The organism is Nocardia otitidiscaviarum (assembly GCF_007362295.1).
Taxonomy (GTDB): Bacteria; Actinomycetota; Actinomycetes; order Mycobacteriales; family Mycobacteriaceae; genus Nocardia; species Nocardia otitidiscaviarum.
In genome coordinates this window covers 6,380,609-6,398,870 of sequence record NZ_CP041695.1, presented here as the reverse complement: position 1 = coordinate 6,398,870, position 18,262 = coordinate 6,380,609, and the positions used below count along the sequence as shown (strand labels likewise).

Here is an 18,262-nt window from a genome sequence, read left to right as displayed (position 1 = left end):
GTGGGGCGACCGGAGACCGGGGTCAGTCGTCGCCGAGGGTGATGGCCTGGGCCTCCGTGACGCTGTGTGGCGCGGGGTCGTGGTCGTCCACGCCACGCAGGAGTCCGCGGCCGGACAGCAGGACCGCGACGGCGGCGGCGGTGCAGGCCGCGCCCACCCAGAACGGCAGGGACATGTGCTGCTCGCCGAGTTTGCCCGCCAGGTAGGGGGCGGCGGCACCGCCCGCGAAGCGGACGAAGCTGTAGGCGGCGGAGGCGGTGGAGCGTTCGACCGGGGCCGAGAGCATCACGGCCTCGGTGATGAGGGTGTTGTTCACGCCGAGGAACAGGCCCGCGAGGACGGTGCCGACCACCAGGACCGGTTTGTGTTCGGTGAGCAGGGCCATGACGGCCAGATCGGCGGCGAACAGGGCCAGCGCCAGCGCCATCATCGGCACGGTGCCGAAGGCGCGCTGGAGTTTCGGCGCGAACCAGACCGAGGCCACGGCCAGCAGCACACCCCAGCCGAAGAAGATGAAGCCGATCTCGTAGGTGCCCATGTCCAGGGGGAACGGGGCGTAGGCGAGCAGGGTGAAGAAGCCGTAGTTGTAGAGCAGGGCGGTAATGCTCACCAGCAGCAGCCCGGGGTGGGTCAGGGCCTTGAACGGTGCGGTGATGGCGGTCGGCCGGGCGGGCCTGGGCGTCTCCGGCAGCAGGATTACCAGTCCGATGAAGGCCACCGCCATGAGTACGGACACCCCGAAGAACGGTGCGCGCCAACTGAAGTGGCCGAGAAACCCGCCCACCAGCGGTCCCGCGGCGATGCCGATGCCCAGCGCCGCCTCGTACAGGATGATGGCGCGTGCCACGCCGCCGCTGGCCGCACCCACGATGGTCGCCAGTGCGGTGGCGATGAACAGCGCGTTGCCCAGCCCCCACCCCGCGCGGAAGCCGACGATCTGCCCGACCGTATCGGAGCCGCCCGCCAGAGCCGCGAACGCGACGATGATCGCCAGCCCCGCCAGCAGCGTCCTCTTGGCCCCGAAGCGGCTCGACACCACGCCGGTGATCAGCATGGCCACGCCGGTGACCAGCATGTAGCTGGTGAACAGCAGCGTCACCTGCGACGGCGACGCGTGCAACTGCTCACCGATCGGCTTCAGGATCGGATCCACCAGCCCGATACCCATGAAGGCGATCACGCTGGCGAACGCCACGGCCCACACGGCCTTGGGCTGCTTGGTGTTGGAAGGTGGGGTGGGGGTCCCGCCGGTGGCGGGCCGGGCATCCGACATGGTGCTCACAGGAGTCTCCCTCATCGTCACGGCATTCGTTGTATATGCTAACCAAAATGATTGCGTATGCTAACTATCTCTCGCCGTGACACGCAGCACAGATCGGTGGCAGAGCGAACGACCCGCTGCCACCGGCCCGCGTACGACGCCGTCCATCTCGAAGGCCCCATCGGCGGTGAGCGCCAGCAGGGGCGGCGGTCTACGCCCACTGAGGATCGTCCAAGTGCTTGCCTCCCTTCGGGTTCCCGAGCGTCGGTGTGGGCGTGTTCAGGCTCCATTCGCCTTGCTGGGCGGCAGATCCGGCAACGGTGGCATGTCGCCCCGCGCATAGGTCTCCTCCGGCGTCACGGTGATGACATCAACCTGCTTGACCAGTGATCCGGGTACCTGTCCGCCCTCGAAGTGCTCAGGGCCGGGGACTATGACCGCTTCCGCGTCCAGCCGGGAAACCTGTGCCTTCAGCCGAGCCAGCGGTGGCCGCCCGAATTTCGGGTCGTAGACGATCATGTCGGCGAAGTCGTAGCCGAGCCGTGCGGCCAGCTTCCGAATCTGGCTCTCGTCCCAGAACTGGGCCACACCGCTGATCTCGGTTCGCAGATACCCGATTGCTGTTGCCTGGTAGCGCATCTCGGTTCCTCGCTGTGCGTCGTCGGCGGCATGGTAGATCTCCAAATACACCCCCGGATGACCGTCTACAGGGTCATCGTCGTAGGCGCTGATCTCCAGCACGCCGCCGGGGAACTCTCCGAGCCTGCTGCGCCTAGCCATCCCGCTCCCCTTGGTTCGTCGGTGGTGACGACCGGGGGCGGGACGACTGCACCGCCCCCGAACGCCTGAACAGACGCTACGAAGCGGTTGCAAGGCAGGTCCACGATCATGCTCAATCGTGCACATTTCAGGTTTCCATCGGTCAATGACGACACAGCTGATCCAGAATCGAATGACACCGTGCAACAACGAGCACGGCTCACAGAGAGGCGCTAGCCATGTCGTTACGTTTTCTCGGCAAGGGCGGAAGCACTGGCAACGGATGCCCTACCTTGCTGGCAGATGACCAGCGCGGGTACGTCGTTCAAGCGTGGAGGACCGACCGGGTCGATACCGTCGAACTGCCCCACCTACTGCTCGGGTTCCTGGAGCCGGATACCTTCATCGGTGCGCCGATGACCGATACCGGTCGAGGAACGTTCCTGGTGTCCGGCCTGCCGGTCACCGATGACGAAACGCTGAACCAACTCGATATGGCCGACGATGAGGGCGTGATCTCGGTTCCCAAGCGAGAGAGGACGTTCTACGGTGCGGCTAGTACCTGATGAAGGGTTTCCGGACCTGCTACGGACCTGTAAGCGGGATGCCTTCCACCTCGAAGTGCTCGACTCCTACGCCGAGCCGCACGAACACGAACCGCTCAGGAGGTTCCTGGCAGGCGAGCCAGATGATTGCGCCTGGTTCCGGCCCTGGACGGATCTCGTGCAAGAGACGGTCGGCCGGGCTGTTTCGATGACCAGGGTGCGTATCGTCACCGAGCCGCATGCCGACTACACCCGCTTCGCCCTGAAGGTGGCGGAACTGAACACCCAAGCGGGGGAAGACATCAGGTACTTGCCCAGACACCATGCGGGAGAAGTGCCGCCAGATGATTTCTGGTTGTTCGATGATGAATTAGTGATCTTCTCAGCGTTCGGTGAGGCGGGCGGCTGGTCCGGCGCGGTTACCGCCGATCCGCACATCGCCGCCTATTGTCGTCAACTCAAACACCGGTTCTGGTCGTTGGCTACGCCGTACACGGAGTACGTCAACCAGTGACGGAATCTCTGCATCAACAGCGCGAATCTCTCGGGGCCCGGCTTCGGGAGATTCGTTTTCATGCTGGGCTCAGTGGTGCGGAACTGGCGCGCCGAAACCGTTGGGACGCCAGTAAGGTTTCCAAACTCGAGTACGGCAAGATCAAGCCATCTCGCGAAGACCTCGAAGCGTACTGCCGACACTGCGACGCTGAGGATCAGCTAGCAGACCTGATAGCCACTCGGCAGAACATCGACTCCGCATATCTCGAGTGGCGGAAGGTTCTGAGCACAGGGACCAGGAGACGCCAACAGGCGTCGATCAAGTGGGAGTCAGAGGCTCGGATACTTCGCTGGTTCGAACCAGTACTGATCCCTGGTCTACTGCAAACCGCAGACTATGCGGCTGGAATTCTCCGGAAGGTGATCGAGTTTCAGCAGATACCGAACGATCTCGATCAGGGCGTGTCCAAGCGCATGGAGCGCCAGCAGGTCTTGTACCAGCGAGAACACCTGTTCCACTTCGTGATTGCCGAACAAGCGTTGTACACAACGGTCGGGGACGACCAGACCATGGCAGGGCAGATGGACCGGCTGATGGCTGTTCTGGGGATGCCACGGGTAACGCTGGGCATCATTCCACGTGCAGCACCCTTTGAGACTGTCACCACCGGTTTCGTGATGTTCGACTCCAAAAGGGTCTTGGTTGAGGGGATTACGGCCGAGCTGAGCATTACTCAGCCTCGGGAGATCAAGGTCTACCACCAGACCTTTGATGTCCTGGTGAATCAGTCGGTTACCGGGGACGCTGCCCGAGCATTGATCCGTAAAGCGCTTGAAACGCGGTCTACTGGTCGGCGGTAGCCCTGCCTTTCCGCCGTGAACGGCACACAGGCCGGGTGGCCAGGGCGAATGCCCGGTACCACCGGCCTGTGCCGAGGAAACTCCACGCTAAGCCGGTCGTGCCAGCGGCCGCGCGGGCGATCCGAACAACTGCGCCAGACCGTGCGCCCGCTTGAAGAACAGGTGCGCGTCATGCTCCCAGGTGATCGCGATACCGCCGTGCATCTGCACCATCTCCGACGCCACCGCATTGAGCGCGTCGGTGCAGTACAGTCGCGCCGCCGCCACATCCACCGGGTCCACGTCGCCGGCGGCCAGCGCCGCGATGGCATGGTGGGCGATCGACCGGGCCGACTCCACCTGCACGTACATATCGGCCATCCGATGCTTGAGCGCCTGGAAGCTGCCGATGGGCCGCCCGAACTGCACCCGCGAACCGGTGTAGTCGACGGTCAGGTCCAGGCACCGCTGCGCCGCCCCGACCTGCTCGGCCGCGACCGCCAGCCAGGCGGTCTCCCGCAGCCGATCCACGGCGACGGTGCCGAGCCGCCGCGTGGCCACACCGTCGAAACCGATCTCGGCCAGCCGCCGCGAGGGATCCTGGGTCGGCACCGTCGTCCGCGCGACCCCGTCCGCCGTGCCGTCCACCTCGAACAGCCCGTCGGCGGTCAGCACCAGCAGGGTGTCGGCATACGCGCCGTCGAGCACGTAATGCGCGGTGCCGGTGAGCTTTCCGTCCGTGACCGCGACCCCGAACTCGTCCCAGCCGCGCCGCCCGGCCCAGCACAGGGCGAGGGTGCGCGCACCCTCGGCCACCTCCGGCAGCAGCCGCTCGTTCGCCTCGGCATCCCCGGCGAGCAGCAGCGCCCGCACCCCCAGCACCGCCGACCCGAGCATGGGCGGCGCACTCAGCGTGTGGCCCAATTCCTCGACCACGAGCAGAGATTCGACCAGCCCGGCCCCGATACCGCCGAACTCCTCCGGAATCGCCAGCGCCGCCACCCCGACCTGTTCGCACAGCAGCTGCCACAGGTGCTCGTCGTATCCGCGCGGCCCCTCGATCCCACGCCGCACGGCGGCACTGTCGCCGTGCTTGGCCAGCACCGCGCGCACGGTGCTCGCGAGTTCCTGCTGCTCCGCACTCAGACTCATGCTGATTCCCTCTCGGCCCGGACGAAGCGCCGCACGACGCCCCGCCGCGTACAACCGTCCACGCTGTTCTCGTTCCGACGTCCGCTGGGCGTCGGGCGATGGGGCCGGGCTGTCGTGCCCGCCCGTGAATCGCGCCCGCCGCGTTGATTCCCGTGTGCGTGCCCCGCCGCGTGGTGACGCCCCGCCGCTCGCCGCCCGACCTGAAACCTCACGCCGCCGACCCTTCCGAGCGCAACGCCCCGGCGATCCGGGCACGATGGAAATCCGGTGTTCCCCACGCCGAGCGCAGCGCGGTCACCTTCGTGATCCACAGCGACAGATCGCATTCGGCGGTGTACCCGATGGCCCCGTGCACCTGAAGCGCGGTGCGCGCGGCCCGGTACGCGGCCTCCCCGGCGGCCAGTTTGGCCGCGGAGATGTCGCGCGCCGTGGTCGCGGTCGCGTCCTGTGCCGAGAGTGCCGCCCGGTAGAGCAGCGGCTGCGCCATATCGAGGCCGATGAGCACGTCCGCCAGCTGATGCTTGATGGCCTGGTACTGCCCGATCGGCTTGCCGAACTGGTGGCGCTGCTTCACGTACTCCACGCTGATGTCCAGCAGCGCCCGCCCCGCGCCCAGTAGTTGGGCGGCGGTGGCGAGCGCGCCCGCGTCGAAGGCGGTGTCGATGGCCGCGCGCACCCCGTCACCCTCGGCGAGCACGGTCTCCTCGATGACGGGGAACAGCCGCCGCGCCGCGTCCACCGAGCGAATGTGCTCCTGCGGCGCGGCCAGTGACACCCGGTCACCGGTCGCCACCAGCACCACATCGGCGGTATCGGCATCCAGGGCGAGCGGTTCCGCGGCGGTGCCCGGCGCGGGCAGGGCGATGGTGCCCAGCGTGGCCCCCTCGGCGAAGCCGCCGAGCCAGCCGCCGGTCCGTTCGGTGACCGGAAGCGCCTGTAGCAGTGCGGGAAGCACCGCGGCCGTCTCCACCAGCGGTCCGGGTACGGCGGCCCGGCCGAGTTCGGTGCACGCCACCACCAGTTCCACCGGACCGGCCCCGAAACCACCGTTGTCCTCGGTGACGGTGAGCCCGAGCGCACCGGCCTCGGCCAGCTGCCGGATGAGCGTCTTCCCGGCGGTCGCGTCCCCGGCGGCCCAGGCGCGCACGGTATTCGGCGTCTTGGCGGCCTCGCACATCTTGCGCAGGCTGGCCGCGAAGTCGAGTTGTTCTGCTGTCAGAGCGAATCGCATGTCGTTCTCCGGTCGACTATCGCGGCAGGCCGAGCAGGCGTTCGGCGATGATGTTGCGCTGAATCTCATTGGTGCCCGCGTAGATCGGGCCGGCCAGCGAGAAGAGGTAGCCGTCGGTCCACGCCGACTCCTGTTCGGCGGCGGCACCGTGCAGCTCCAGCGCGGTTTCGTGCATGGCGATATCGAGGTCGGACCAGAACACCTTGTTCACCGAGGATTCCGCGCCCAGCTGGCCGCCCTCGGCGAGCCGGGTGACGGTGGCCCAGGTGTTCAGCCGGTACGCCTCCGCACCCACCCAGGCGTCCACCACGCGATCCCGCGCCGCGGTATCGGCGGCGTCGGCGACGGTGCGCCACAGGTCGATGAGCTTGGCCGCGGTGGCGGTGAACCGTCCGGGGCTGCGCAGCGAGAGTCCGCGCTCATTGCTGGAGGTGGCCATGGCGACCTTCCAGCCGTTGTTCGGTTCGCCGATCACGTCCCGGTCGGGCACGAACACATTGTCCAGGAAGATCTCCGCGAACCCCGGCTCTCCGTCCAACTGCGGGATCGGACGCACGGTGACGCCCTCGGCGGTGAGCGGGAACATCAGATAGGTCAGCCCGCGATGCCGCTGCGCCTCCGGGTCGCTGCGGAACAGGCCGAAGCCCCAATCCGCGTAGGACGCCCGCGAACTCCAGGTCTTCTGCCCATTGAGCAGCCAGCCTCCGTCGGTGCGCTTGGCGGTGGACCGGATCCCGGCGAGGTCGCTGCCCGCCTCGGGTTCCGACCACGCCTGCGCCCAGATATCCTCGGCGCGAGCCATTCTCGGCAGAATGCGAGCCAACTGCTCGGGCGAGCCGTGTTCGAACAGGGTCGGCGCGAGCAGGAAGATGCCGTTCTGACTCACCCGCCCGGGCGCTCCGGCCGCGTAGTACTCCTCCTCGAAGATCACCCATTCGGTGAGCGAGGCGTCCCGGCCGCCGTACTCGGCGGGCCAGGCCACACACGACAGCCGGGCGTCGGCCAGCGTGGCCTCCCATTCCCGGTGCGCCTCGAAACCCGCCTGGGTGTCCATGGATGGCAAGGGAGCGGCGGGTACGTTGGCGGCCAGGAACTCCCGCACCTCACGCCGGAATTCCTCGGTCCTGGCATCGAATTCGAGATCCATCTACTTCACCCCGTTCCGGTCGGCGGCCGCCTTCATGGATCTGGCGTTCATGCCGCCGAGTGAATCCGCGCCGACCTCGGCATTGTGCGCATGTGCGAAATGGTGCAGTCCGAAGACCGAATCCATGCCGGCGCGCATGCCCATCAGGTCCTCGCACTGGTTGACGGCCTTCTTGGTGAGCGCCAGCCCGAACTGCGGCATCTCCGCGATCCGCTCGGCCAGCGCCAGGGTGTGGCCCTCCAGCTCCGCGCGCGGCACCACGCGATTCACCATTCCCCACTCGTATGCCTGTGCGGCACTGAAGCGTTCACCGGTGAACAGGATCTCCTTGGCGCGGCGCGGGCCCAGCACCCACGGATGCGCGAAATACTCGACACCCGGAATGCCCATGCGCACCACCGGATCGGAGAAGAACGCGTCCTCCGACGCCACGATCATGTCGCAGGACCAGGCCAGCATGAGCGCGCCCGCGATGCACGCGCCCTGCACCATGGCGATGGTGGGCTTGGGGATCTCCCGCCAGCGGCGGCACATACCCAGGTACACCTCGGATTCGCGGGCGAAGCGCTGGTCGCCGCCTTGGCGATCGACGTGGTCCCACCACAGCGCGGCCTTGTTCTCGTAGGTGACGTGGTGATCGCGCCCCGGCGTGCCGATATCGTGTCCGGCGCTGAAATGCTTTCCGGCGCCGGCCAAGACGATCACCTTGACCTCGGGATCCTCGACCGCCCGGGTGAAGGCGGCGTCGAGGGCGTAGGTCATGACCGAGTTCTGCGCATTGCGGTAGTCGGGTCGGTTGAGGGTGACGATCGCGATCGGTCCGCGCGTCTCGTAGCGCACCACCTCGCCCTCGTCGGGGATCGGCCCTGGTTCCTGGCTCACGCTCTCTCCTCGTTCTCCGCACGGCCGGTGTCGTCGCGCAGCTGCCGCTTGAGCACCTTCCCGGCGGCGCTGTAGGGCAGCTGATCACGGAATTCGACGTAGCGCGGCACCTTGAAATTGGCCAGCAGCGTCTTGGCGTGCGCCACCACGTCGTCGGCGGTGAGGCCCGATCCGGCCTTGCGCACCACGAACGCCTTGCCGACCTCGCCCATCCGTTCGTCCGGCACCCCGATGACCGCGGTCTCGGCGACGCCGTCGAGCCGAGCCAGGGCCTGTTCGACCTCGGCGGGGTACACATTGAACCCGCCGCAGATGTACATGTCCTTGAGCCGGTCGGTGATCTTCAGGTAGCCGCGTCCGTCCAAGGTGCCGACATCGCCGGTGTGCAGCCAGCCGTCACAGTCGATGGTGTCGGCGGTGGCCACCGGATCGTCGAGATAGCCCAGCATCACCTGGGATCCGCGGATGAGCACCTCGCCGTTGTCGGCGAGTGCGACCTCGAAGTCGCCGATGGCACGACCGCAGGTGTTGGCGATGGTCTCGGCGTCGTCCTCCGGACGGCACATGGTGCCGAAGCCGCCGGACTCCGAGAGCCCGTAGGCGGTGAGCACCACATCGAATTCCAGTTCGGTGCGCATTCTTTCGATGAGTACGACCGGCACGGTGGCCGCGCCGGTGACTGCCACCCGCAGGCTGCTCAGATCGGCGTCGCGGCGCGCGGGATGCTCCAGGATGGTCTGGTAGATGGTGGGCGGCCCGGTCAGCACGGTGATGCGGTGGTCCTGCACCAGCCGCATGGTCTCGGGCACGTCGAAGGTGGCCTGCGGCACGATGGTCGCACCGGTCACCAGGCACGCGAGAATGCCTGCCTTGTAACCGAAGTTGTGGAAGAACGGCGGCACCACCAGGTAGCGGTCGGTGCTGTTGAGGGTGGCGCATTCGGACCAGGCCCGCGCGCCCGCGAGTGCCTGGCGGTGCGCGATGAGCGTGCCCTTGCTGCGCCCGGTGGTGCCGGAGGTGAACAGGATGTCGGAAAGGTCGTCCGGGGAAACGGATTCCGCGCGGGCGATGGCGTCCGCGGCGGTGACCTGTACGGCCAGCGCGGCCAGGTCACGCCACGTCAGGGTGTCGTCACCGGTGCGCGCGGCTGCATCGCCCGCGGCGGACACGCCGACGCCACCCGTGCCGATCGCGGCGGCATCATCCGTGACAGCCGTGCCAGCATCATCGGTGCCGCCCGGGCCGGTGTCGCCCGGTATCACGATGGTCGTCCCGATCTTCAGATCCGGTGCGGCTGCGCGCAATTCGGCCAGTCGGTCGCGGCCCAGGAACGGCCCGGCGATGAACAGCGCCTTGGCGTCCACCCGCGCCAGCACATCCGCGGCCTCCTCGGCGACGTAGCGGGTGTTGAGCGGGACGATGACCGCGCCCACGTAGTGGGTGGCCAGTACGGCCGTCACCCAGTGGTGCGTATTGGGAGCCCAGATGCCGATCCGGTCGCCGCCGCCGATCCCGCGCGCCAGCAGCGCCCGGGCCGTCTCACGCACCGAGTCGAGCAGTTCCGCCCAGCTCAGTCGTACGGCACCGTCGACGACGGCGGGGGCGTCGCCGTAGGCGCGCGCCGCGTCGTGCAGAGCCAGCGGAGTGGTCTGCGGAGGTGGTGTCATCGGAATTCCTGCCGTCCGGGAATGGGTCTAACAAAGCAAGTGCTTGGTAGGTTACTCTACCGACGTGAGCATGATCCAGACCCCCGAACCGGCCAGTGGGATGGAGGCGGGACGCGACGCCGAATTCCGCGCCGAAGTGCGTGAATGGCTGGCCGAGAGCCTCACCGGGCAGTTCCGCGAACTCCGCGGTCTGGGCGGTCCCGGCCGCGAACACGAAGCCTTCGACGAACGCCTCGAATGGGATCGCGCCCTGGCCGCCGCCGGGTTGACCTGTCTGGGCTGGCCGGTGGAATGGGGCGGTCGCGACGCCACCCTGCGGCAGCAGATCATCTTCCACGAGGAGTACGCCAAGGCGGACGCGCCCAGCCGGGTCTCGCACCTGGGCGAGGAACTGCTCGGCCCCACCCTCATCGCCTTCGGTACCGAGGAGCAGAAGCGGCGCTTCCTGCCGGGCATCCGCGGTGTCACCGAACTGTGGTGCCAGGGCTATTCCGAGCCCGGCGCGGGATCGGATCTGGCGGCCGTCTCCACCGCCGCGCACCTGGACGGCGACGAGTGGTCGATCACCGGGCAGAAGATCTGGACCTCGCTGGCGCACCTGTCCGACTGGTGCTTCGTGGTGGCGCGCACCGAGAAGGGATCGCAGCGGCATCGGGGCTTGTCCTACCTGCTGGTGCCCATGAAGCAGCCCGGTATCGAGGTGCGGCCCATCATCCAGCTCACCGGGACCGCCGAGTTCAACGAGGTCTTCTTCGACAATGCCCGCACCGCCGCCGATCTGGTGGTCGGCCAGCCCGGCGACGGCTGGCGGGTGGCCATGGGCACGCTCACCTTCGAGCGCGGCATTTCCACCGTGGGACAGTCGATTCGATACGCCCGCGAACTCGCCGACCTGGAGGCGGTGGCGCGGGAGAACGGGGCGATCGACAATCCGGTGATCGCCGACCGGCTGGACCGGGCCTGGGTGGGGCTGCGGGTGCTGCGCGCCCACGTGCTGCGCACCCTGGACGACGGCCACGGTTCGGCCACCGTCGACGCCCGCACCGCCGCCGGGCACGCGTCGGTCACCAAACTGCTGTGGGCGAATTGGCATCGCGGCCTGGGGGAGCTGGCCATGGATGTGCTCGGCGCGCCCGGCCTCATCGCCGACGCGTCGGGTGACGACCTCAATGCCTGGCAGCGGCTGTTCCTGTTCAGCCGCGCCGACACCATCTACGGGGGATCGAACGAAGTGCAGCGCAACATCATCTCCGAGCGGGTGCTCGGACTTCCGCGAGAGGCTCGGCCGTGACCGATTTGTCCATTGCTCCCGAACCGACCCCCGGCCACGGCCTGCTGGCCGGCAAGATCGCCGTGGTGACCGCCGCCGCGGGCACCGGCATCGGCTCCGCCACCGCCCGTCGGCTGCTGTCCGAGGGTGCGGACGTGGTCGTCTCGGATTGGCACGAACGTCGGCTGAAGGAGACCGAGGCGGCGCTGCAGGCCGAATTCCCGGATCGCCGGGTGGCCTCTTTGGCCTGCGACGTGAGCAGCACCGAACAGGTGGACGCGCTGTTCACCGGGGCCGTGGCCGCGCTGGGGCGGATCGACATCGTGGTCAACAATGCCGGGCTCGGCGGTGAGACGCCCGTGGTCGACATGACCGACGAGCAGTGGGACCGGGTCGTCGACATCACCCTGAACGGCACCTTCCGCGCCACCCGGGCCGCGCTGCGGTACTTCCGCGCGGCGGCCCACGGCGGCGTGATCGTCAACAATGCCAGCGTGCTGGGCTGGCGCGCCCAGCACGGCCAAGCGCACTACGCCGCCGCCAAGGCCGGGGTGATGGCGCTGACCCGCTGCTCCGCCGTCGAGGCGGCCGAATACGGGGTGCGGATCAATGCCGTGGCGCCGAGCATCGCGCGGCACGCCTTCCTGGACAAGGTCACCTCGCCCGATCTGCTCGACCACCTCACCTCGCAGGAGGCTTTCGGCCGCGCCGCCGAGCCGTGGGAGGTGGCGGCGACCATCGCCATGCTCGCCAGTGACTACACCACCTATCTGACCGGTGAAGTCATTTCGATCAGCAGTCAGCGCGCCTGATTTCATTCGCCTTCTGTCGGATCGCTGATTTATCCACAGGAAAGAAAATGGCTGGCGCGCCCATGCGCTCGGTGTGCAATCCTGGTTTAGGCCGATGCCACACGTCGAAGGGCGCGACCCATGGGTCGGGATCAGCGACAACAAGCCCAGGAAGCACTGGAACTCGAGCTGGTGCGCGAGGTGGTACTCGCGCGCCGCCGTATCGACAATGCGGTACTCGCCGCTCTCACACTGGGAGCGGAATTACTGGACCACGATTCCGAACGCGCCACCGCCATGCGCGCGGCGCGGATTCTCGAACAGCACGCGGTGGCGGAGGACGACGTCACCCGCGATCCGCGTGGCGCGCTCCGCCACGACCTCGCCCGTGATCGCGAACGGGCGCGCCGAATCGGCCTGTCCCGCGACTCCTTCGGCGACAGCGAGGAGGCGCGCCGCCGCCACAAACGCACCGCCCTGCTGTGCGAGGTCCGGGCGGATCTGCTGGAGGTGGTTCGGCGCTGCCGTCAATTCCATTACGACAATGTGGCTTTCGCCGACGGCATCGCCGAGGGGCTGTGTGCCGCCACCGACAAGCTGGTGGTGGGCGCGGATATGGAGACCTACCGCGCGTGGCAGCGCGGCATGGTGCTCAAGCTCAGTGAGGAACGCGGTGACGGCGGTGTCCCCCGGGTCATGGCCACCGTGGACGCGGGCCCGGGCCGCGATCCACTCACCGTCGAATGGGACAGCCCCGAACGTCGCCTCGCCCTGGTGGCCCGCATGGCCCGGGCCGGAATCTCGCCCATAGTCATCTGTGACCGCCTGCTGGCCGACCTGTCCGTTGCCTCGCCGCTGCGCTACTCGGTGCGCTGACTCGACCAAGCAAATGCTTGGTTGTATATTGGCGAGGTGACCCCACCACCTGACCCCTCCAAATCAGCACGTCGCAGCGAGCTGCTGGGCCTGGCCGCCGATCTCTTCGCCGAGCGGGGCCTGCGCGCCACCACGGTCCGCGATATCGCCGACGCGGCGGGGATTCTATCGGGGAGTCTCTACCACCACTTCGATTCCAAGGAAGCGATGGTGGACGAAATCCTGCGCGGCTTCCTCGACGACCTCTTCGGCCGCTACCGGGAGATCGTCGACGCGGGCCTGCCCACTCGCGACACCCTGGAAGCCCTGGTGATCGCGTCGTACGAATCGTTCGACCGATCGCACGCCGCGGTGGCCATCTACCAGGCCGAGGCCAAACGCCTCAGCGGCACACCGCGATTCGGCTACATCGAGGAATACAACAAAGAGTTCCGGGAGCTGTGGCACCGGGTGCTGACCAATGGCGTCGCCGACGGCAGCTTCCGGCCGGAACTGGATATCGAACTGGCCTACCGGTTCCTGCGCGACACCGTCTGGGTGTCGGTGCGCTGGTACCGCCCCGGCGGCCGCATCACGGTCGACAGCCTGGCCAAGCAGTATCTGACCATCGTGCTCGACGGGCTGACCAATCCCGAACAGCCCAGCAAGTAGGAGTTCTTCATGTCTGCACCCACCCGCCGCCGGTACGCCCCCATGCGCGAGGCGTACGTGATCGACGCCGTGCGCACCCCGGTCGGCAAGCGCGGCGGCGCGCTGGCCGAGGTGCACCCGGCCGACCTGGGCGCGGCGGCGATCCAGGGACTGCTGGGCCGCAGCGCTGTCGACCCGGTGGCGGTCGACGACGTGGTCTTCGGCTGCTGCGACACCATCGGCCCGCAGGCGGGCAATATCGCCCGCACCACCTGGCTGGCCGCCGGCTACCCGGAATCGGTGCCGGGCGTCACCGTCGACCGCCAGTGCGGGTCCTCGCAGCAGGCCATCACCTTCGGCGCGCAGGCCGTCATGTCCGGCACCGCCGAGGTGATCGTGGCGGGCGGGGTGCAGAACATGAGCGCCATTCCGATCTCGGCCGCCATGCTCGCGGGTCAGCAGTACGGCTTCGACGCGCCCTTCGTCGGCGCGCAGGGCTGGGACCACCGCTACGGCACCGGTGAGGTGTCGCAGTTCAATTCCGCGAACATGATCGCCGAGAAGTGGGACATCTCCCGCGAGGCGATGGAGGCGTGGGCGCTGCGCAGCCACGACCGCGCCCGCAAGGCCATCGTCGAGGGCAAGTTCGACCGCGAGATCGTGCCGGTCGGAGACTTCTGGATCGACGAGGGTCCGCGCGAGACCAGCATGGAGAAGATGGCGGGCCTGAAGCCGCTCGCCGAGGGCAGCCGCATCACCGCGGCGGTGGCCAGCCAGATCTCCGACGGTGCGAGCGCCACCCTGCTGGCCTCGGAGTGGGCGGTGCAGGAGTACGGCCTCACCCCGCGCGCCCGCATCCACCACGTGAGCGCCCGCGGCGCGGATCCGATCCTCATGCTCACCGCACCCATTCCGGCCACCAGGTGGGCGCTGGAGCAGACCGGGCTGACCATCGACGACATGGATGTCATCGAGATCAACGAGGCATTCGCGTCGGTGGTGCTGGCGTGGATCGAAGAGACCGGGGCCGATCCGGAGAAGGTGAACGTCAACGGCGGCGCGATCGCGCTCGGCCATCCGCTCGGCGCGACCGGTGCGAAGCTGTTCGCCTCGCTGCTCAACGAGTTGGAGCGGGTGAACGGCCGCTACGGGATGCTCACCATCTGCGAGGGCGGCGGCACCGCCAATGTGACGATCATCGAACGCCTGGGCTGACCGTCGGTCGCATTCGGACGCCGTGCACCCTCGGGTGCGCGGCGTCCGCCGTTTCGGCGGGTAATGGCGGTGGTGTCCGGGCCGATGAGTCTGTTGGATAACGAAAACGCCAGAGCCTCGGTCTCTCTCGGGTACCGCGGCGCAGAATCGGTGTGGTCATGAGTGAGAACCTGCCCAGACGGGGGTTCCTGATGGGGGCTCTCGGTATCGCCGCATCGGGCTTCGCCGTGCCCGCGGCGGGTGCCCCGGTCCCGCTGCCGCCCGCACCGCTGCCGGTGCCCCCGATACCGCCGCCGCCCATCACGCCGCTCAACTATCACTCACCGCCCCTGCAACCCTTCGTGGACGCCCTGCCCATTCCGGAGACCCGCCCCGCCGCCGGGAACTTCGCGGCCCGGTCGGGGACGCACCGCTTCCATCGCGACCTGCCGGAAACCCGCACCTGGGGCTACGACCGGGCGTATCTGGGACCGAATCTGGAAGCCTGGCGAGATCACCCGGCTCGCATCAGCTTTCGCAATGAACTCGGCACCCATGTGCTCGCCTCGCACGTGGACCTCACCATGCACGGCGTCACCGAGCTGGATCGCACCGATCCCCGCATGACGGTGCACGTGCACGGCGGCGCGAACGCCCCGGACGCCGACGGACATCCGCTCGTCACCTGGCGCAACGGCCGCCGCGCCACCTACGAGCCGAGCAATCGCCAGGAGGCCGCCACGCTGTGGTATCACGATCACGCCATGGGGATCACCCGGCTCAACATCCAGGCGGGTCTGGCCGGAATGTATTACGTGCGGGACGAATTCGACACCGGAGCGGCGGACAATCCGCTCGGACTGCCCGCCGGGGAGTTCGAGATCCCGCTGATCGTGCAGGACCGCACCTTCAACCCGGACGGGAGCATCCAGCCCATGGTGGGGATCTACATTCCCGAGGGCTACAACCAGTCCGGGCAGTTGGGTGACGTGGCGTGCGTGAACGGGGTGGTCTGGCCGCGTCTGGAGGTGCGCCGCACCCTGTACCGGTTCCGGCTGCTCAACGGGTCCAATTCGCGCCCTTATATTTTCGAGCTCACCAACGGGCTGCCACTGTGGGCCATCGGCACCGATCTCGGACTGCTGGACGCGCCGGTTGCGACGCCGTCCATTCGCGTCAGCCCGGGGGAGCGGGTGGACCTGCTCGTGGATTTCAGCGGCATGCGCGACGGCGAGTCCGTGGACCTGATCAACACCGCCTACAACGATCTCGGCAATACCGTGTTCATGGTGCCGGAGCTGCGGCCCATCATGCGGTTCGCGGTGGCCGGGAGCGGGCCGCCCGCGATCGTGCCGCCGGTGCTGCGCGGTGGTCCGGGACTACCGGAACCGCTTGCGCCGGTGCCGGTTCCGGATTCGGTGCGCACCATGACGCTGCTCGGACTCAACGACGATTCGCGCGCGGCCGCCGTCTTCCCGACCATGATGTCGCAGAACAATCTGCCGTTCCTCACCGAGGACATCGACCGCGCGCGGGCGGGATCGGTGGAGCAGTGGGACATCGTGAACTGCACGCCCTTCGACCATCCCATCCACATCCATCTGGCGCGGATGCGGGTGCTCGGGCGGCAGCCCATTCTCACCTCGGCCTACTGGTGGTCGAATCTGCCGCCCGCCTTCGGAATTCGCTGGGCTCCGTCGGCCGATCCGTACGCGCTCGGCCCCCAGCAGCTGCCACCGCCATGGGAATACGGCTGGAAGGACACGGTGGAGTGTCCGACCGACACCATCACCCGGGTGCTGGTGCACTGGCCGTCGGTGGCGGAGCTGGGCTTCGATCCGGATGCCGCACTGCGTGTGCCGCCGGGTGCGGAGGCGATCGCACCCGGCGGCATGCACGGTGGACATTCCGTGGCGGCTCCGGAGATTCGCGGCTACGTCTGGCACTGCCACAATCTCGACCACGCCGACCACGACATGATGTCGCAGATCCGGATCCTGTCCTGACTCAGTGGACCCAAGCCGCCAGTGCCGCATCCAGATCCACGGCGCCCCGGGCTCCGACCCAGGCGATGTAGCCGTCCGGGCGGACCAGCATGGGCCGCTGGTCGGGGTCCGCGGCGACGGCGATCCGGACCCGGTCGTCCTGCCCGTGCACCGCCGTCGCGGCGGCGGTGACCAGCACGAACTTGCCGTCGCGCAGCGCCTCGTAGAGCCGGCCGTCGGTGAGCTCGACATCCGCGGCGCGGGTGCCCACCAGGTGATCCGTGCCGTGCTTGCGCGGATAGGCGAACCCGATGCCCGACAGCGATCCGGCCACCTTGTGCGCGACGGGCGGCAGCGACAGCGCGCCACCGGCCAGGGTGTTGCGCACCAGCTGCCCGAGCTTGGATTCCAGCATGGCCGCGCGGATGATGGCGCCGCTGCTGCGCAGCACCTCCGCGCCGACCGGATGCCGTTCGGCGTGGTAGGTGTCCAGCAGGCCCTCCGGAGCCCAACCCTGCACGGCCGCGGCGAGCTTCCAGCCCAGATTGGCGGCGTCCTGGATGCCGGTGTTCATACCCTGACCGCCGGCGGGTGAATGCACGTGCGCCGCATCGCCGGCCAGGAACACCCGGCCGACCCGGTAGGACTCGACCTGCCGCTCGTCGCTGTGGAAGCGCGAGAGCCAGCGCGGGCTGTGCATGCCGAAATCGGTGCCGAGCGCCCGGGTGACGACCTCGCGCAGTTCCTCCAGCGTCACCGGTTCGCTGTCGGGCACCTGATTGCGGCGGTTCCAGGCGAAGATCCGGTACCAGCCGTCGCCGAAGGGCGCGATGAAGGCGAAGGCGTCGCCGACGCCGTTGACCGCCAGCAGATCCTGGGGCGGTTCGCTGAGCTGCACGTCGGCCAGCGTGATGGACTTCAGCACCGACTTGCCGGGGAACTCCAGGCCGAGGGTTTCGCGCACCCGGCTGTGGTAGCCGTCCGCGCCCACCAGGTACCGCGCCCGCACGGGGTGGACCGCATCCTGGTAGCGCACCTCGGCGTCGACGCCGTCACCGGTGTCGGTGAAGGTGATCAGCTCGGCGGCGGTCACCAGATTCGCGCCCGCCTCCAGCGCGCGCTTGCGCAGCACGTCCTCGACGTGGGTCTGCGGGGTGATGAGCAGGTAGGGGAAGCGGCTGTCGAGCAGCTTGCCCAGATCGACCACGGCGTGCTCGAACAGTCGCAGCTTGTCCAGGGTGGCTCCGCCGCTGACCACCTCGTCCGCGATGCCGCGGGCGTCGAACTGCTCCAGGGTGCGGGCGTGCACGCCGAACGCGCGGGTGAGTTCCGAGCCGTGTGCGTGCTTCTCCACCAGGGTCACCGTGACGCCCGCTCGCGCGAGATCCCCGGCGAGCATGAGTCCGGTGGGTCCGCCGCCGATCACCAGGACATCGGTCTTTTCGGGAATCATCATGTCCTCCAAGGGTTTTATTCGGTCAACATCTGTTGGCCAACGCTTGTTGACAACAATAGAGCCACGACGGCGTTTGGTCAA

The 18,262-nt window shown here is 68.1% G+C and carries 17 protein-coding genes; 9 read left to right on the top strand and 8 right to left on the bottom strand.

All coding sequences use genetic code 11. From position 1 onward, the window contains the following. Positions 1 to 22: 22 nt before the first annotated feature. Together FOH10_RS28670 and FOH10_RS28665 are read right to left on the bottom strand one after the other, a co-directional pair. On the bottom strand, positions 23 to 1,273 hold the full coding sequence (locus FOH10_RS28670) for an MFS transporter (protein ID WP_143984374.1): 1,251 nt from the start codon (positions 1,271 to 1,273) through the stop codon (positions 23 to 25). A gap of 267 nt (positions 1,274 to 1,540) precedes the next feature. Next, the gene (locus FOH10_RS28665) at positions 1,541 to 2,041 is read right to left on the bottom strand and encodes a hypothetical protein (RefSeq protein ID WP_244961412.1); all 501 of its coding nucleotides are present in this window, start codon (positions 2,039 to 2,041) and stop codon (positions 1,541 to 1,543) included. Between the two features lie 218 nt (positions 2,042 to 2,259). Here FOH10_RS28665 and FOH10_RS28660 point away from each other — a divergent pair, with 218 nt between their 5' ends. The 3 genes from FOH10_RS28660 to FOH10_RS28650 are packed head-to-tail and all read left to right on the top strand — an operon-like array spanning position 2,260 to position 3,921. Then, entirely contained in the window at positions 2,260 to 2,586 is a 327-nt protein-coding gene (locus FOH10_RS28660; RefSeq protein WP_143983015.1) for a hypothetical protein, read from the top strand. Positions 2,587 to 2,641: 55 nt separating this feature from the next. Beyond that, entirely contained in the window at positions 2,642 to 3,079 is a 438-nt protein-coding gene (locus FOH10_RS28655) for a DUF6879 family protein (RefSeq protein ID WP_244961411.1), read from the top strand. Next, positions 3,076 to 3,921 (top strand): helix-turn-helix domain-containing protein, encoded by an 846-nt coding sequence (locus FOH10_RS28650; protein ID WP_143983013.1) that lies wholly within the window; start codon positions 3,076 to 3,078, stop codon positions 3,919 to 3,921. Before FOH10_RS28655 ends, FOH10_RS28650 begins: the two co-directional genes overlap by 4 nt. An 87-nt stretch (positions 3,922 to 4,008) precedes the next feature. Here FOH10_RS28650 and FOH10_RS28645 read toward each other — a convergent pair whose 3' ends face one another. The 5 genes from FOH10_RS28645 to FOH10_RS28625 all read right to left on the bottom strand — a co-directional run bounded on the left by FOH10_RS28645 (position 4,009) and on the right by FOH10_RS28625 (position 9,979). Beyond that, a complete protein-coding gene (locus tag FOH10_RS28645) occupies positions 4,009 to 5,052 on the bottom strand; it encodes an acyl-CoA dehydrogenase family protein (protein ID WP_143983012.1) in 1,044 nt (347 codons plus the stop codon). A gap of 208 nt (positions 5,053 to 5,260) precedes the next feature. Continuing rightward, complete coding sequence (locus FOH10_RS28640) at positions 5,261 to 6,283, bottom strand: acyl-CoA dehydrogenase family protein (protein ID WP_143983011.1); 1,023 nt, start codon at positions 6,281 to 6,283, stop codon at positions 5,261 to 5,263. Between the two features lie 16 nt (positions 6,284 to 6,299). After that, on the bottom strand, positions 6,300 to 7,430 hold the full coding sequence (locus FOH10_RS28635; RefSeq protein WP_143983010.1) for an acyl-CoA dehydrogenase family protein: 1,131 nt from the start codon (positions 7,428 to 7,430) through the stop codon (positions 6,300 to 6,302). Further along, positions 7,431 to 8,312, bottom strand: a complete 882-nt coding sequence (locus FOH10_RS28630) for an enoyl-CoA hydratase (RefSeq protein ID WP_143983009.1) — start codon at positions 8,310 to 8,312, stop codon at positions 7,431 to 7,433. Continuing rightward, positions 8,309 to 9,979 (bottom strand): FadD3 family acyl-CoA ligase, encoded by a 1,671-nt coding sequence (locus tag FOH10_RS28625; protein ID WP_143983008.1) that lies wholly within the window; start codon positions 9,977 to 9,979, stop codon positions 8,309 to 8,311. Before FOH10_RS28625 ends, FOH10_RS28630 begins: the two co-directional genes overlap by 4 nt. 100 nt (positions 9,980 to 10,079) lie before the next feature. Here FOH10_RS28625 and FOH10_RS28620 point away from each other — a divergent pair, with 100 nt between their 5' ends. The 6 genes from FOH10_RS28620 to FOH10_RS28595 all read left to right on the top strand — a co-directional run bounded on the left by FOH10_RS28620 (position 10,080) and on the right by FOH10_RS28595 (position 16,746). Continuing rightward, a complete protein-coding gene (locus tag FOH10_RS28620) occupies positions 10,080 to 11,270 on the top strand; it encodes an acyl-CoA dehydrogenase family protein (RefSeq protein ID WP_438804750.1) in 1,191 nt (396 codons plus the stop codon). Beyond that, positions 11,267 to 12,061, top strand: a complete 795-nt coding sequence (locus FOH10_RS28615; RefSeq protein WP_143983007.1) for an SDR family oxidoreductase — start codon at positions 11,267 to 11,269, stop codon at positions 12,059 to 12,061. The genes FOH10_RS28620 and FOH10_RS28615 overlap by 4 nt, the downstream gene beginning before the upstream one ends. Positions 12,062 to 12,181: 120 nt before the next feature. Beyond that, positions 12,182 to 12,916 (top strand): hypothetical protein, encoded by a 735-nt coding sequence (locus FOH10_RS28610; protein ID WP_143983006.1) that lies wholly within the window; start codon positions 12,182 to 12,184, stop codon positions 12,914 to 12,916. Between the two features lie 36 nt (positions 12,917 to 12,952). Beyond that, positions 12,953 to 13,567 carry a TetR/AcrR family transcriptional regulator gene (locus tag FOH10_RS28605; RefSeq protein ID WP_029925372.1) on the top strand — a complete coding sequence of 205 codons (615 nt, stop codon included), beginning with the start codon at positions 12,953 to 12,955 and terminating at the stop codon, positions 13,565 to 13,567. A 42-nt stretch (positions 13,568 to 13,609) separates the two neighbouring features. Continuing rightward, on the top strand, positions 13,610 to 14,761 hold the full coding sequence (locus tag FOH10_RS28600; protein WP_143984371.1) for an acetyl-CoA C-acetyltransferase: 1,152 nt from the start codon (positions 13,610 to 13,612) through the stop codon (positions 14,759 to 14,761). Between the two features lie 158 nt (positions 14,762 to 14,919). Continuing rightward, on the top strand, positions 14,920 to 16,746 hold the full coding sequence (locus tag FOH10_RS28595; protein WP_143983005.1) for a multicopper oxidase family protein: 1,827 nt from the start codon (positions 14,920 to 14,922) through the stop codon (positions 16,744 to 16,746). A gap of 1 nt (position 16,747) precedes the next feature. On the opposite strand, the gene FOH10_RS28590 is transcribed toward FOH10_RS28595, so the two are convergent. Continuing rightward, complete coding sequence (locus tag FOH10_RS28590) at positions 16,748 to 18,181, bottom strand: FAD-dependent monooxygenase (RefSeq protein ID WP_244961410.1); 1,434 nt, start codon at positions 18,179 to 18,181, stop codon at positions 16,748 to 16,750. Positions 18,182 to 18,262 lie beyond the last annotated feature (81 nt).